Source organism: Streptomyces sp. NPDC002619 (assembly GCF_042889305.1).
In the GTDB taxonomy this organism is placed as follows: Bacteria; Actinomycetota; Actinomycetes; order Streptomycetales; family Streptomycetaceae; genus Streptomyces.
This window is the reverse complement of sequence record NZ_JBIAQV010000008.1, coordinates 101,398-114,934: the sequence shown is the minus strand read 5'-3', so window position 1 is coordinate 114,934 and position 13,537 is coordinate 101,398. Positions and strand designations below refer to the sequence as shown.

The window sequence follows — 13,537 nt, the reverse complement described above, 5'->3', positions numbered from 1 at the left end:
GAAGACGCTTTGCGGGTTGAGTCCCGTCCACTTACTGGCCTGCAGCTCCTCCTCAACTGAGGAAGCCTGCAACCGGACTTCGACACGCATTCGACAGGCACTCGATGTCCCGGTGAGTCGCCTTATGGAAGATCGCCACAGTACTGCGCTTGGAGTGCGACTGTGCCGGCAGTGCTCGGGTCTGCGACCGCTGTCAGTTGGTCTTTGAAAGCTTTGACGTCACCACTCGTGCAAGTGGCGCTGCGTCCGCGGCGGTCTCCGCTTGAGTTTGCGCCCTCAGCCCGCCGTCGCGGTCCAACTCTTTGGCCGACTCGCACACCGTCTCCCGGTTCGGCTTGCCCCCGTTACCGGTCTCAAGCTGGCACACAGAGTCAGAGACCATTTTCAGGTCCTGAGCCTGCTTCACGATCTTTCCGGCAGCGGTCAGCGTTGCGTCGCTCAGAGGCACAGCAGTCACGAGCAAGTCGCCCGACCTGGATAGTGCCTCGGTGGCTTTGGCCGAGGCTGCGCAGGCCGGGACGGTGGGTGAGGCAGAGGGCGTCGGATGGGCCGCTGACGCGGGTTCGGCTCTGGAGGGCGCGTGCCCAGATGACGGTGCGGGTGAACAGCCTGCGAGGGAAGCCGCAGTGAACAGCGCGATGGGTTCCGTTCCCGGGCGCGGCCGCACGAGGCACCGCTCGACACGCATACGTCGTCGACAAAGGGCCGAAGGTCCTGCCCGCCCGTCCCTAACCGGGTACGGGCCCGGTCACCGGGAACCCGGCGCTGAATTCCAGTGTGTCGACGACCGGTTCGCGGGGCTACTTCCCTTCGCAGTACCCACGCTACGCACACCATGATCCTGCTCTGTCGGTCCGCCCGGGGCGGCCCGCTCAGTTACCGGGTGCGCCGGGACGGGGTGCTGAGACGCTCCGCAGGGACTCGCCGCCCGCCGATCCAAGGCCGCTGCCGCGCCCCCGTGTACTCGCCTCGTCGGCGGGCGAGGTACCAGCGTCGGCCAGTGGCGAAGGCGCGCCGTGCTCCGCGTACGGCGGTGATCTGGGTGGCGAGGTGGAGTTGGTGGTGCCAGGGGCTCTGATCGGCGTGGCGTACCGACATGGCGTGCGCGAAGGCGACCGCATCGCGGTCGAGGTACTGGTCCACGTGCTCGAACCACGCCATGCTCGTACGGGCTGCTGCCTGCACCGGATGGAGTTCCGCGCGGCGTTGGAGGTCGTACTCCCGCAGCGCGCCCTGGACGTCCAGGTATTCGCGCAGGCTGTGGGCGAGGACGACTGCGTCGATGATCGCCAGTCTGGTGCCTGACCCCAGCGTGAAGTGGGTGGTGTGGGCGGCGTCGCCGAGCAGCACCGTCGTGCCGTGGTACCAGCTGTCGTTCGTCACGTGCGCGAAGCGCTGCCAATGCGCCGGTGCACCCCGTGATTGGCTGAGCAGGCGGTGGCCGTCGAGCGCGCGTTTGAAGATGCCCTCCAGCAGCTGCACTCCCTCATCGTCGCCGAGCAGGTCGAGTCCGAGAGCTTTCCAGGTTTGCGGTGAGCATTCGACGATGCAGGTGCTGATTCCCGCGACCGAGGGATAGGCATGAAACCAGATCCATCCGGCGGATGTCCGCTCGAAGCTGAACACTAAACTGCGAAACGGCTGTTCCGTGCCGAGCCAGATGTAGGGATTGAGACCGACCTCGACGCGCGTGCCGAATTCCTTGTGATGGCCCCGGATCCGGCTGTTCGCGCCGTCGGCGGCAACGACAAGGTCCGCCTGGGGAAGCGCCGAGGGCTCCGCAACGTGATGGCCGTACTGGACGTCGACGCCGAGCTGTGAGGCACGGCGCGCCAGGATGTCGAGCAGGGCCGATCGGCCAATGCTGTAGCCGTAACCTCCGAAGTAGGCCGTCTGCTCGCCGTTGAGGCCGTGCACGCGCACTTCCTGGTCCTGCCACAGCACGGACCTCGCGGCGATCTCTCGCGCACTTTCGGGATCGTTGCAGTAGAGGACGTCCAGCAGGTCGTCCCAGTACACGACACCCCAGCCGTAGGTAGCCGCCGACGGATCGCGCTCCAACACAGTGACCTCGTGTCCGGCATCGCGCAACTTGGCCGAGATCGCGAAGTACAACCCCGCGGGCCCCGCACCGACGCACACGATTCTCACCGCTACTCACCGCCCCGACTGCCGGCCGGAGGGACGCCTGCCACTCAAGAAGCCTCCGGATGCCCCAGAAGCCCGGGCATCCGGAGGCAGCACTCACACACTGTCGGCTGTTGATCGGTAGCTCACTGTGCTAAAGCTCAGTGGCCGTAGCCGCCGTGGCCGTAGCCGCCGTAGCCGCCGTAGCCGCCGTGGCCGTAGCCGCCGTAGCCGCCGTGGCCGCCGTGGTCACCCCAGCCCCAGCCGCCGTCGTGGGAGGAGACGGAGGAGACGGAGGAGACGGAGGACGATGGGGTGGAAGCGGCCGCGCTGACAGCGCCGGCACCGGCCGCGACGGCGAGGATGGGCGCTGTACAGACCACAACGGCCATGCGCCGAATCCTGGTCCTGTTCGCACGCATGATGATGCCCCCTTCTGGGGGTCGAAAAAAGATCTCTGGCGGCCAAAGAGGACGCCTCGACGCCTCAGATCCTGCGCGCAGGTCTGGTGCACGATGATCCACCCGTCGGGAGTGTGCGCCGCAGCGCATTCCCGTGGGGCTCGCGGGATCTTACTATTGAGTACAAGAGGGCTTCTAACGGTACGAAACGCCTCGTACCGCCAAAATAGGGTAACTTCTCGGGCAAAGTCAACGGGTGCGCGCCAGTGGCTCACAAGGGAGGCTCACGGTGGTAACTCCCAAGCAGCACAACGGCCGGCAAGACCCTTCGGCTGCTGAGCACGCCGACCAGCGCAACTGCATCGCGCCTCGCTCCAGGCGGCGGCGCAGGGAGTCTCACGAAGCCGTGGTCCGTGCCACGAAAGACCTGCTCAGCGAGGTCGGATATCAGCGACTTTCCTTCGAAGGTGTCGCACGGCGGGCCGGAGTCAGCAAGGCGACGATCTATCGGTGGTGGCCGAACAAGGCAGCGCTCGTGATCGAGGCCCTCAGCGGTGACGTCCCACTTCCCCCCATCCATGCAACCGGCGATCTGGAAGCCGACCTACGCACCGCCGTCCGGCTCACCATCGATCTCGTCTCCGCCATGCCCACCTGCCTGATCCTCCCGGCGCTGCTCGCCGATGTGATCGAGGATCCCACGGGTACCGGAGCCTTCGCCGACCTCATCGAACCGCGCCGCGCGTCGGTCGTGGAACTGCTGGAGCGGGCCCGCCTCGAAGGCCGGCTACCGCTAGACACCGACACGTCGCTGATGGTCGACATCTATTCCGGAACTATCGTCTACCTGGCCGCGGTGAGCCGCGAACCGCCCGGCGAGGCAGTGATAGACCAGATCGTCAGCCTCCTCCTGCACGGCAGACTCCCAGCCCGCAAGCCCTCTCACGACGACCAGCCCGGCCGGGGTGGCCTGCCCGAGGCTGGTGTGGCGCCAACGCCCGCGGCTCGAATGCGAGCCCCGTAGGCAAGTCGCACTGCTTCTACCTGGACCAACACCCCGTCATCATCCACGGCAGCGCTGCATTACCAAACACTTCCGCCAGGACAAAACGGTCTTGATTCCGGCGGCGGGGCTGGTAAAAACAGCTGAAGCCGCCTTTCCGCATAACGGATGAGGTCGGCGGAGTCTCAATGGGCGAGTCAACACCCGAGCGATCTTGAAAACCGTCGTGGCAGCGATGTCACCGTGGGTTCAAATCCCACACTCTCCGCAATAGGCCAGCGAAGGCGCTGGGCAGAAGGGGTGCCCCAAGACACGGGTGCGCCCCTTCTTTCGTACGTGCCGGCACCGTGCTTCCCCCCGGTCCCCGTCTGATCGGGCACGGCAGGGGCACGGACTGCTCTTTCCTGTGGCGTCCGGCACGGGGTGGCACGGACCGGGGCAACGTCGTCCGTCAGCCTTCGTCGGCGTCGCTGATCCGCTGTCGAGCTGCTTGGAGACGCTCGGCATAGTCGGACGCGAAGATCGCTACGAGCGACTTGTCGAGCGTGCCCGAGATCCGGTGCAAGGCCGACCAAACGGCCCGGTCGTCTACCAGGGCGTCGAAAGCGTCGGATCCCTCCATGCGTTCCAGCCAGTCGGACAGCAAGAGGGCCTGGTCGCCAGTCAGCGTGATCATCACCAAGTCTTCAGCCACGGCGGCACACGACGAGATCCGGCGCTTGCAACGCTTGATCCAGGCACGTAACCCGAGACCGTGACAGCACTCTCCTGGCTCCAAAGCTCATGATCCAGAACGCAATCCCAGAGCACTGTGCTCCACCACACCCGAGGGAAGATCGCTCTTCCCCGAAGCCCGAGCAGTCAGCTCCACGAGTCCGGCTCGGAGGTCGGTGGCCGGCTCACCAAGGACAATCGCGCTGATGATCAGCTCCATCATCAGACGGTCGTACTCGTCGCCCCTGCTCCGATAACGCTCCCCATCAGCCTCCACCACAGCAGAGGCGATCCTCCTCCCACCACCAGTCACGGGGGCAAAGGACGCCTCATAGACACCGCGACCAGTCCAACTCCGGTGCATGAAAACGACATCGGCTTCGGCGAAGACGTTCCACTTCTCATCCATGTCCCGGGCTCGATATCCGCGCCGGATCCGGTCCCAGTCCTCGTCAGTCCAGACACGATCGGGCAACTGAGGCACCGGCCTGGGGGCGCTAATCGGATGGAGGCGCCGGAACGACTCTCGGGTGAGCGGGGCATCGGTAGTCATGACGTGATCCTAAAGATGCGCCACTCCAACAAGACAGCGCCTTACCCCCAACTGGGCAGAGGGTGAACCTCAGCGGCCTTTCAGACGCGTCCGCAGCTGGTGTGGGTCTCCGTATCACCAGTTTGGAAGACGCCGTAGCGGATGGCGGCTGACCTGACAACTCGCTGACCTGGGCCGGAGCGCGATCGGGCCGCTGTTCCCCGTGAGTCCCCGCTGCGTCCCGCCGGACCGGGCACGCAACGGGCACGGGGGCACAGCCGACCCTCTGCCCGGCAAGCATGGCCGTAGGCATGGCATGGGGGAGCAATTGGACGGGGCAGGCGTTCGCCACGCTGCCGGACATAGACGCCTGCCATGCGGCCCTGCCCCACTCTCTCCGGCGTACTCGTGCCCGGTTCCCCTATGGCTGGGACTTCCTCGTGAGCCGCGCCGTGGCGGAACTACAGGGGCGCATGAACACGGACGGCCGGGCGGCCGTGGAATCGGGAAAGCGTTGGGACGCTGTGAGCGGGCCGGTATGGGTCTCTCTGGGCCCATGCGAAGGTAAAATGCGTGACTATGGCTGAATAGGCTGTTTTGGTACATGCCAGGGAGCCACAGATGGACGCCTCGGACGAACTCCTTCGAGGAGATGACCCGGCGGCTCTTCTGACGCTGGACGGTGCCATCCGCAGCCTCAACGCTGCGATGACCACAGCGCTGGGCAGGCCGGCGGAGCAGTGCCTGGGACGTGACCTCGCTGAGCAGTGCCTGGGACGTGATTTCGGTGATCTGTGGCCCGCAAGCCAGCGGATGTCGGCCGAGAGCCTCGTGGCCCACGCCGCCAGGACGAAGACGGTCGCGATGCGGGTGCTGGACTTCCCCGGGCGAGGCGGAGCACCCATTGCCTGCTTGATCGAGGCCCGGCCGGTCAAGGATCCCGCAAGTGACGAGCAACTGGTCTGGGTGCACGCACTGGATGCGCGAAACGACCTGGCCAGCCTGCTGATCCCGTTCAGGCCATCAATCGGTCGATGACAACGCCCACGCTGGCACAGGCTTTGAGATCTAGCCTCATCCTTATCAGGTCGATCACCGGGGACCGTCGACGTCGCTCAGCCGGTCCTACGCCTCGGCCGATCGTCCACCGAGGTACGGCGTGGACCGCTGCTGTTCGCGCTTGTTGGTGTCAGCCGCTGGTGTCAGCCTCCGCACGCGGTCTTGACAAGCGTGGCTTTTCTCTCTGGCCTGGAGCACCAGATTGGAAGATCGCGTATGCGGGCCGGGTCTGAGCTGGCGATTCGCTGACTGTGGCATCACCGGACGAAGTGTCGATGAGAGCGCCGGGACCAGCGCATACCGAACAGGACCAGATCTGCCACGAAGACCACGATGCCGATGATCAGGAGGTAGGACAGCCCCTCCACCGCCACGCCGATGATTCCCAGGACGATGGCCACGAGGATCAGGAACAAGAAAAGCGCCATGGTGAGCACATCCTCAAGCCTCTGCCGCGGTCGATGACCCCCGCTGTGACCAGCGATTTGGTCAGGCGTCGGCGCTCTTGCGATGGAGGCTGGTCAGCGGCGTGCGAGACGGCGCCCGCTCCCAGTACCGCGCTCGTAAGGCCTCTCGTAGTGTTTGAAGACCTCTTCTTCCCGCTCGACCGGCAGGACGTCATCCATGCCCATGGACGGCGCCTTCCTCACCAGCCCTCTCCCGTGCGCCACCTTCACGTACCCGGGGCCCAGCGTTGCCTCGTCGAGGGGCACGAAGACCAGTCGGTGCCGAGTCGGCAGTCCGGTACGGACCGTCGCCATGGTCGGCGCGTCAGTGGTGGTGTCCACGTAGACCGCTTCCAGGGCTCCGATCTTGTGTCCCTTGGGATCGATCACGTCCCGGTTGCGCCACTCGCGGATATCGGCTGAATGGATCATGCCTTGCTCCTTGCGGCCCGCGCCTCCCGCAGGCACTGCATCCGATAGGAGGAGTGGCTACGCGAGGCTTACCACCTCTTCATCCTACTCTGACCGCTAGTGCCTGCTGTCGAAAACGCCTGATCGCAGGCCGTCGCCGCCCCGCCAACCCACCACTCACCCCAGCTCCCATCCCGTCCGCCGTCGACCCACACACCGTGGAGCGGGCGTGGTTCATGGCGTCCAGGTGGAGCGCGCCACTGTACGAACGACTGGACGCCATGGGCCGCTTCTGCTCGGCTCTGCCTGGGTGACGGTGGACGGGATGGGAGCCCCTCACACACGCCACGATGGACCCGCAGTCGGGAACGGTGCCTCCTCCATCCCGGTGCCGGCCGATCCGCCGGAGGCATGTTCTTGACCGTGGCCTCGATGGTCGCGTGCTCGCGGCATGGCCTCCGGCCCCTATCCACGTGTGGCGGCGTCGGCGCAGCCGGGGCGGAGCGGGCCGAAGGCAGGAGCGGCGCCGGGCCGCCGTGGACACCGGACAGCACATGATCGACGGAGCCCGGTACTTGCGCGACGTCGTGAGGGCTGACGCGCGGCTGTGCAGCATCGTGGCCTTCCACACGTCCTCCTCATGGGAGGCATCCGAACTCGGGCTGGACGAAGAACTCAACGAGTTTGGGCCCGCCGAACCTGAGTTGGTGGACGCGATCACTTATTGTGACCTGACCAGTAGTCCAGTCGGGGATCTGGTGGACCCTGCTGAGCGGCTCTCAGAGCTCCTGGAGCGATACGGTCCCGAGCACGTCGTCTTCCAGGCGGTATCCGCGGCTCGGCCCAAGCTCATGGCAAGGGTGGCCCGGGTACGGGAGCGTGCCGAGGCGGTGGCGCTGGAGCTCAGCTGATCAGAGGGACTTCAGCGTTGCGGAACCCCTGCTCTAGGCGTCGACGCGTGGTCGGTGAGATGTCCAGAGAATCCAGCTCCGCTCTGGGAACCCACCGCACTGCGAAGGACTCCGAGCTCACCTTGATCTCGCCACCGACTGGCCGGGCCCGGAAGCAGAGCGAGAACTCCTGACGCACCTCTCCGTCCGCGAAGGCGATGACGTGTCCAGGGTCGGTGAAAATCCCGACCAGGCCGACCACTTCGACGTCAATCCCTGTCTCTTCCAGAACCTCCCGGACGACCGTACCGGCGATGTTCTCCCCGACCTCCTGGGCGCCCCCGGGCATGCCCCAGCGGCCGTTGTCCGAACGTCGCTCCAGGAGTACGTCGCCCGCATCGTTTACGACGAACGCGGTTACCGCGGGCACGATGCTGTTGGCCTTCGGCGCGGCGGGATCGTTGAAATAGTCGGTGCGGCGACTCATAAGGACCTTTCGATGGGGACGGCCTCGGACCACACCTTCTCGAAGCTCTGCTGGTAAGTCGAGACCAGCTCTGCGCCGGCGACACGGCGGAGGTGCAGCACCGGGGCCAGGGGGGCGCTCACTCCGTACACCTGCGTGTTGACTAGCCACTCGTCGTCGGAACGGTATAGCGAGTTGTGGAGGGTTGACCTATGCATCCGGAACTCGATACCGGGGACCGAGTACAGCGGACGATAGAGCTTCATGACCTCACGCACTTTGTACGCGACGCCCTCGCCGATCTCCTCCTCTTCCCCGCGCCGCTGGATCTCTTGACTCTCGGGGTCGCCTAGCAGGATTCGGGCCCGCACGCCGGACGATGCCTTCTGCCTCAGTAGCTGGGGCCACCGTGGGTTCTCCGCTAGGAACACGCCCGCGTGGACGAGTACGCCGATCTCCTGCTCCGCCCGGCCGAAGAGCTGCAACCAGAGTTCCGGGGGAACGTAGGAGCGGTGCGGGTACACCTTCAGGACCTCAGCGTCGGCTGCGTCCTGCCGCTGATTGGCCGCGCTGTCCCTCGCCGCTGCCGCGGCCGGAGTGTGCGCGAGCCTCGGCCGCGCCGGAGACAGCGTCATCGCCGGGACCGCGTTCGCCGCCTCTGGAGGGCTCGCCCTCGCCGGGGTCGCCGGATACGCCGATGGACTGTCCCTGCCGCTGCTGCTGTGGGTGCTGGCCACCGCCGTCGCCTACGGGCTCGCCGCGCGGTACTGGCGCACCGACCGACGCGACCGCGTGGCGTACGAGCGGCAGACCAGCGCGCGACGCGAGGAACACGCCCACATCGAGCGCGTCGAAGCCCTGCGCGCCGGGGCCCAGATCGAGGTGGCCCGGTCCGGCGCCGCCTACGCCGAACAGCTCGCCCAGGCCCTCGTCACCCGCGCCGCCCTGCCCGGCTTCGACCCCACGGCCCTGCAATCCGCAGGTCTGCCTGCACTCCCCGCCATCGACACCGACAAGGAGCACTGAGCCATGTTCGATATCCGCGTCATCTGCGACCCGGCGGACATCGATCGCATCAGCCGCGCCCTGGCCGCTGCGTTCGACACCGGCTCGGCACGCCAGTACCCCAGCCGCGACGGAAAGCGTCGGCGCCTGTACGTCACAGCCGACCACCGCCCCGAGCCGGAGGCTTGGCCCACGCCGGAAGAGGCGTACACGCTCGCCCTAAGCATCGTCAGCGAGATCGGATGGACCGCCCGGACGGCGGCCGACAGGCCGTTCTACGGCGGGCTGAACCGGGAGTTCTGGCTCCGTAAGGCCGCGCTGTTGGACCGGATCGCGCTGAGCGATGAAGCCGACAGCGTCACCAGCGACGCGGCCGACCTCGCCTCCCGAGCCGGGCAGCGGCTGATGGAGCTGGACGACACGGCCGTCATCTGCGACCCGCGCCACTACGTCCGGCAGCAGTACGCCCACTGGGCCAAGAACCAGTAGCAACGCCGCGGCGGCGGGACTCCCCAGCAAGGTCGCCCGCCGCCGCGGTTCTCCCTGCCCATCCGCAGACAGAACAGGAGAACCCCCGGCATGCCGCACCCAAACGGCTCTGCCCAACTCACCGCCGCGCTCAGCGCAGCGTCGCGTGACTGGCGCGTTTTCCCCCTCGTCCCCGGCGACAAGCGCCCGGCCGTCTCCGACTGGGAGACCCGCGCCACCACCGACCCGGACCGCATCACCCGCGCGTGGTCCGTCGCCGCCTTCAACGTCGGCATCGCCACTGGCCCTTCCGGCCTGATCGTCATCGACCTGGACAAGCCCAAGCACCCGGGCGACACCCCGCCGGCCGCGTGGGCCGAGCACGGCATCACCGACGGCGCCGACGTGCTTGCTGTGCTCTGCGAGCGCCACGGCCAGCCCTTCCCCGGCCACACGCATACGGTCCGCACGTGGAGCGGCGGCACTCACCTGTACTTCCTTGCGCCTGAGGGTGAGCCCCTGCGCAACACTGCCGGGGACAGCGCCCGCGGACTGGGCTGGAAGGTCGACACCCGCGCGTGGGGCGGACTCGTGGTCGGCGCGGGTAGCACCTTCGACGGCCACCCGTACGAGGCCATCCGCAACGCCCCCGTGGCGCCCCTGCCGGGCTGGCTCGCCGAACTCCTGCGCCCGGCCCCGCTGGCCCCGCAGACCCCCATCACGGTCGCCCTCACCGGACGCGGCCGGCGTACCGCCTTCCTCCGCTCCGCTGTCAGCGGCGAAGTGCAGCGGATCACCGGCTCCGGCCCGCACGAGCACAACAACGCGCTCTACGTCGCCGCGGTCGCCCTCGGACAACTCGTCGCCGGAGGCGAGTTGAGCGAAGCCGAGGTCACCGGCTGGCTCCTCACGGCCGCGCTCCAAGTCGCCCAGGGCGAGCGCGAGGCACGCCGCACCATCGCCTCCGGGCTCAGGGCCGGAGCACGCCGCCCCCGGACGGTCGCCGCATGAACGCCAACCCCATCCCGCCCCTGCACCTGTACTCCGTGCCCAGCGCCCCCGAGACGATCCCCACGTCGCCGCCGAAGCGGGAGCGCCCACGGACCGCATGGACGGCCGATCAGCTCATGGCCGCCCACTTCCCCGAGCCGAAATGGGCCGTTCCCGGCATCCTCGCCGAAGGCGTCAGCGTGCTCGCCGGACCGCCCAAGGTCGGCAAGTCCTGGCTCTCCCTCGGACTTGGGCTATCGGTCGCGGCCGGCGGCACCGCGTTCGACTCCGTGCCCGTCCAGGGCGGTCCCGTGCTCTACCTCGCACTGGAGGACACCCCGCGCCGTCTCCAGACCCGTATGGGCAAGCTCCTTGGGGGTCAGCCTGCGCCTGCGGGGCTGATCCTGGTCACTGAGTGCCCGCCCTTCCCCCAGGGCGGCACCGAGGCCATTGCCCAGTGGTTGGAGCGCAGCCCGGATGCGCGCATGGTCGTCATCGACGTGTTCGCCAAGATGCGCGGACAGGCTCCGGCCGGAGTGTCGGCGTACGACGCTGACTATGTCTCCGTCGGCTACGCCAAGCGGCTCGCCGACCACTACGGCGTGGCCGTCGTCCTCGTGCACCACGTCCGCAAGGCAGGCTCCGGCGACTTCCTCACCGAAGTCTCCGGCACCAACGGCATCGCCGGAGCCGCAGACGCCACGCTCGTACTGAAGCGGGCCCGCGGACAGGCCGACGGCATCCTGCACGTCACCGGCCGCGACGTGGACGAAGCCGAGTACGCCCTCAGCTTCCAACCCGCCTCCGGCGCCTGGCACCTGCTCGACGGCCCGGTCTCCGACCACACCGTCAGCGACACCCGCGCCACGATCCTGCGCTACGTCCGCTCCCACCCCGGCGCCAAGCCGAAGGACATGGCGGGCGAGCTGCCGCACGTCGACATCGACACGATCCGCCGGACGTGCAGCCGCATGGCTGACGCCGGACAGCTGAGCAAGGACGCCGGCGGCCGGTACTACCCGGACACCGAGACCCGGATAGAGGGCGGCCAAGAGGTGTCCGCACTGTTCGGCTGTCCGGTTACCCAGGCTGACCAGCACGAACACCCCGGACAGTCGGAACTGGAGCTGTCCGGCCTGTCCGGTGCGGACGAAGCCGAAGGGATGGCGGAATGAGCGCCCGTACGCGGGACGAAAAGATGACCGTCAAAGAGGTCATCGCTGATCTGAAGGTCGCCCCGTCGCCCTTCTACCGGTGGCGCCAACTCGGGAAGGGACCCCGCTCAATCAAGCTCCCGAACGGCGACGTGCGGATCCGGCGGTCAGAGTACGAGCGCTGGCTCGCGGAGCGGGAGGACGCTGCGTGAGCACCGAGAACAACACCCCGGCCGGGCGCCCTCGCGGGTCCGCCCGGCCGGGCTACTCCTTCGACGTCAAGCTGTGGAAGGTGTCCAAGACCGGCCGCAAATCCCGCCCGTGGCGCCTCCGGTGGGTGGTCGCAGGGAAGGTGCACGGCGACACCTTCACCACGTCCGCCCTCGCAGAGAGCCGCCGGTCCGAGCTGTGGCAGGCCATGAGCCGGCGCGGCGAGGCGTTCGAGATCGAATCGGGGCTGCCTGAGTCCGAGGTGCGCGCGGCGGCCGAAGCCGTCGAAGCAGCGGACGCCGAACCGCCGTTGAGGTGGTTCGAGTTCTGCCGGAAGTACGTGGCCGGGCGGTGGCGTACGGCTGCGGCCAAGACCCGTGAGGGCATGGCGGACGGCCTTGCGGCAGTGACGCTCGCCATGGTCAAGCGTGGGGACGGCGCTCCCGACGACGAGACCCTTCGGCTGGCTTTCCGGTGGGGGATCGTGCCCGCGAACTCCGGGGAGGACCCGACGGCCGAACTCAAGGCCGCGTACGACTGGGTCACGACGACCGACCGGCCGTTGGGTGATCTGGCCGACCCCGAGGTGTTCGAGGATGTGCTGTATCGCCTCGGGTACAAGCTGGACGGCTCCCCAGCTGCGGGCGACACGTACAAGCGGCGCCGCCGCGCCCTGAACACAGCCCTTGAACACGCCGTGGTCGTGGGGGAGCTCCCTGAAAACCCGCTTCAGCGCGCCCGCCGGAAGCATGTCGGTTCCAGCGACGTGGTGGACCGCCGTGTCCTCGTGAACGCCGTGCAGGCCCGGCAGTTGCTAACCGCGGTTTCCTACGTCGGCTCGTGGGATCGCTGCCGTGGGCGCAGGCTCGTGGCTTTCTACGCGGCCCTCTACTATGCCGGGCTCCGTCCCGCAGAGGCGGTCGGGCTGCGACTGTCGGACTGCCACCTGCCGGAGACAGGGTGGGGCACGCTGACGCTGCGGGAGACGCGACCGGTCTCCGGCAAGCAATGGACCGACACCGGGGAACGGCACGACCGCCGGGGCCTGAAGGCGCGTGGGGCAGCCAGCGACCGGCCAGTGCCCATCCCGCCTGTCCTGGTCGTCATCCTCCGGGCGCACCTGAAGGAGTTCGGGACAGCTAAGGAAGGTCGCGTGTTCGGCAACGAGCGCGGGGGAGTGGTCGGCTCCTCCACCTACTGGCGGGTGTGGGAGGAGGCGCGGAAGTACGCGCTGCCCCCGGAACGGGCGAATTCGCCATTGGCCGGGCGCCCATACGACCTTCGGCACACCTGCATCACGCGATGGCTAAACGCCGGAGTGCCCATAGCTGAGGTGGCTCGCCGCGTAGGCAATTCCCCAGAGGTAATCCACCGCCGATACCACGGCTACGTCGACGGTCACGAGGAGGCTGCCAACGTGAAGATTGCCAAGTCGCTTGAGGAGGAGGCCGACGCCCTGTAGCGGCCAACACGCGATCGTTGAGAGGGCGGCCCAGAGACTCTGGACCGCCCTCTCAACGTCCAAGAGCCGTGAACAATGCCCTCCTCCAAAGCTCTTGGGGCATTACGCGTTCTATCGAGAAGGGAGAGCCTTCGCAAAGTTCATCTTCACCACAGAGACCTTGATAGGCCTCGATCTGGCGGCGGCGACAGAACCTCCG

The 13,537-nt window shown here is 67.5% G+C and carries 17 protein-coding genes and 1 tRNA gene; 10 read left to right on the top strand and 8 right to left on the bottom strand.

Annotated features, from left to right (window positions below):
• Positions 1–876 precede the first annotated feature (876 nt).
• Together ACFYXB_RS16160 and ACFYXB_RS16155 are read right to left on the bottom strand one after the other, a co-directional pair.
• Positions 877–2,151, bottom strand: a complete 1,275-nt coding sequence (locus ACFYXB_RS16160; protein WP_389582336.1) for an FAD-dependent monooxygenase — start codon at positions 2,149–2,151, stop codon at positions 877–879.
• A gap of 137 nt (positions 2,152–2,288) precedes the next feature.
• Entirely contained in the window at positions 2,289–2,519 is a 231-nt protein-coding gene (locus ACFYXB_RS16155) for a hypothetical protein (RefSeq protein ID WP_389582333.1), read from the bottom strand.
• A gap of 415 nt (positions 2,520–2,934) precedes the next feature.
• On the opposite strand from ACFYXB_RS16155, the gene ACFYXB_RS16150 reads away from it, so the two are divergent.
• Both ACFYXB_RS16150 and ACFYXB_RS16145 read left to right on the top strand, forming a co-directional pair.
• Positions 2,935–3,552 (top strand): TetR/AcrR family transcriptional regulator, encoded by a 618-nt coding sequence (locus tag ACFYXB_RS16150; RefSeq protein ID WP_389582330.1) that lies wholly within the window; start codon positions 2,935–2,937, stop codon positions 3,550–3,552.
• Between the two features lie 158 nt (positions 3,553–3,710).
• Positions 3,711–3,799, top strand: a tRNA-Ser gene (locus ACFYXB_RS16145).
• 183 nt (positions 3,800–3,982) lie between these two features.
• Here the strand turns inward: ACFYXB_RS16145 and ACFYXB_RS16140 are convergent.
• On the bottom strand, positions 3,983–4,225 hold the full coding sequence (locus tag ACFYXB_RS16140; protein ID WP_389582326.1) for a hypothetical protein: 243 nt from the start codon (positions 4,223–4,225) through the stop codon (positions 3,983–3,985).
• Positions 4,226–4,312: 87 nt separating this feature from the next.
• Positions 4,313–4,729 (bottom strand): hypothetical protein, encoded by a 417-nt coding sequence (locus ACFYXB_RS16135; protein WP_388510227.1) that lies wholly within the window; start codon positions 4,727–4,729, stop codon positions 4,313–4,315.
• A 669-nt stretch (positions 4,730–5,398) separates the two neighbouring features.
• Here ACFYXB_RS16135 and ACFYXB_RS16130 point away from each other — a divergent pair.
• Positions 5,399–5,815 (top strand): PAS domain-containing protein, encoded by a 417-nt coding sequence (locus ACFYXB_RS16130; RefSeq protein ID WP_389582323.1) that lies wholly within the window; start codon positions 5,399–5,401, stop codon positions 5,813–5,815.
• A gap of 278 nt (positions 5,816–6,093) precedes the next feature.
• Here the strand turns inward: ACFYXB_RS16130 and ACFYXB_RS16125 are convergent, their stop codons facing one another.
• Positions 6,094–6,264 carry a hypothetical protein gene (locus ACFYXB_RS16125; protein ID WP_389582320.1) on the bottom strand — a complete coding sequence of 57 codons (171 nt, stop codon included), beginning with the start codon at positions 6,262–6,264 and terminating at the stop codon, positions 6,094–6,096.
• Between the two features lie 93 nt (positions 6,265–6,357).
• Positions 6,358–6,714, bottom strand: a complete 357-nt coding sequence (locus ACFYXB_RS16120) for a PRC-barrel domain-containing protein (RefSeq protein ID WP_389582317.1) — start codon at positions 6,712–6,714, stop codon at positions 6,358–6,360.
• A 554-nt stretch (positions 6,715–7,268) separates the two neighbouring features.
• On the opposite strand from ACFYXB_RS16120, the gene ACFYXB_RS16115 reads away from it, so the two are divergent.
• Positions 7,269–7,604 (top strand): metal-dependent phosphohydrolase, encoded by a 336-nt coding sequence (locus ACFYXB_RS16115; protein WP_389582314.1) that lies wholly within the window; start codon positions 7,269–7,271, stop codon positions 7,602–7,604.
• Here the strand turns inward: ACFYXB_RS16115 and ACFYXB_RS16110 are convergent.
• Positions 7,597–8,070, bottom strand: coding sequence for an NUDIX domain-containing protein (locus tag ACFYXB_RS16110; protein ID WP_389582312.1), 474 nt, complete (start codon positions 8,068–8,070; stop codon positions 7,597–7,599). The genes ACFYXB_RS16115 and ACFYXB_RS16110 overlap by 8 nt on opposite strands.
• Complete coding sequence (locus tag ACFYXB_RS16105) at positions 8,067–8,573, bottom strand: hypothetical protein (RefSeq protein ID WP_389582310.1); 507 nt, start codon at positions 8,571–8,573, stop codon at positions 8,067–8,069. The genes ACFYXB_RS16110 and ACFYXB_RS16105 overlap by 4 nt, the downstream gene beginning before the upstream one ends.
• Positions 8,574–8,610: 37 nt before the next feature.
• Here ACFYXB_RS16105 and ACFYXB_RS16100 point away from each other — a divergent pair, with 37 nt between their 5' ends.
• From ACFYXB_RS16100 to ACFYXB_RS16075, 6 genes are all read left to right on the top strand, one after another.
• A complete protein-coding gene (locus tag ACFYXB_RS16100; protein ID WP_389582308.1) occupies positions 8,611–9,075 on the top strand; it encodes a hypothetical protein in 465 nt (154 codons plus the stop codon).
• Between the two features lie 3 nt (positions 9,076–9,078).
• Positions 9,079–9,543 (top strand): hypothetical protein, encoded by a 465-nt coding sequence (locus ACFYXB_RS16095; protein WP_389582305.1) that lies wholly within the window; start codon positions 9,079–9,081, stop codon positions 9,541–9,543.
• A 90-nt stretch (positions 9,544–9,633) separates the two neighbouring features.
• On the top strand, positions 9,634–10,533 hold the full coding sequence (locus ACFYXB_RS16090) for a bifunctional DNA primase/polymerase (protein WP_389582303.1): 900 nt from the start codon (positions 9,634–9,636) through the stop codon (positions 10,531–10,533).
• Positions 10,530–11,687 carry an AAA family ATPase gene (locus ACFYXB_RS16085; RefSeq protein WP_389582301.1) on the top strand — a complete coding sequence of 386 codons (1,158 nt, stop codon included), beginning with the start codon at positions 10,530–10,532 and terminating at the stop codon, positions 11,685–11,687. Before ACFYXB_RS16090 ends, ACFYXB_RS16085 begins: the two co-directional genes overlap by 4 nt.
• Positions 11,684–11,878, top strand: coding sequence for a helix-turn-helix transcriptional regulator (locus ACFYXB_RS16080; RefSeq protein WP_389582298.1), 195 nt, complete (start codon positions 11,684–11,686; stop codon positions 11,876–11,878). Before ACFYXB_RS16085 ends, ACFYXB_RS16080 begins: the two co-directional genes overlap by 4 nt.
• Positions 11,879–11,958: 80 nt before the next feature.
• Positions 11,959–13,338 carry a tyrosine-type recombinase/integrase gene (locus ACFYXB_RS16075; RefSeq protein ID WP_389582295.1) on the top strand — a complete coding sequence of 460 codons (1,380 nt, stop codon included), beginning with the start codon at positions 11,959–11,961 and terminating at the stop codon, positions 13,336–13,338.
• Positions 13,339–13,537 lie beyond the last annotated feature (199 nt).

Bases quoted from the DNA above. Each gene is read 5' to 3' on its own strand.
- ACFYXB_RS16155 (WP_389582333.1), bottom strand. From the start codon at position 2,519: ATGGCCGTTGTGGTCTGTACAGCGCCCATCCTCGCCGTCGCGGCCGGT.
- ACFYXB_RS16130 (WP_389582323.1), top strand. From the start codon at position 5,399: ATGGACGCCTCGGACGAACTCCTTCGAGGAGATGACCCGGCGGCTCTT.
- ACFYXB_RS16125 (WP_389582320.1), bottom strand. From the start codon at position 6,264: ATGGCGCTTTTCTTGTTCCTGATCCTCGTGGCCATCGTCCTGGGAATC.
- ACFYXB_RS16120 (WP_389582317.1), bottom strand. From the start codon at position 6,714: ATGATCCATTCAGCCGATATCCGCGAGTGGCGCAACCGGGACGTGATC.
- ACFYXB_RS16110 (WP_389582312.1), bottom strand. From the start codon at position 8,070: ATGAGTCGCCGCACCGACTATTTCAACGATCCCGCCGCGCCGAAGGCC.
- ACFYXB_RS16095 (WP_389582305.1), top strand. From the start codon at position 9,079: ATGTTCGATATCCGCGTCATCTGCGACCCGGCGGACATCGATCGCATC.
- ACFYXB_RS16090 (WP_389582303.1), top strand. From the start codon at position 9,634: ATGCCGCACCCAAACGGCTCTGCCCAACTCACCGCCGCGCTCAGCGCA.
- ACFYXB_RS16085 (WP_389582301.1), top strand. From the start codon at position 10,530: ATGAACGCCAACCCCATCCCGCCCCTGCACCTGTACTCCGTGCCCAGC.
- ACFYXB_RS16080 (WP_389582298.1), top strand. From the start codon at position 11,684: ATGAGCGCCCGTACGCGGGACGAAAAGATGACCGTCAAAGAGGTCATC.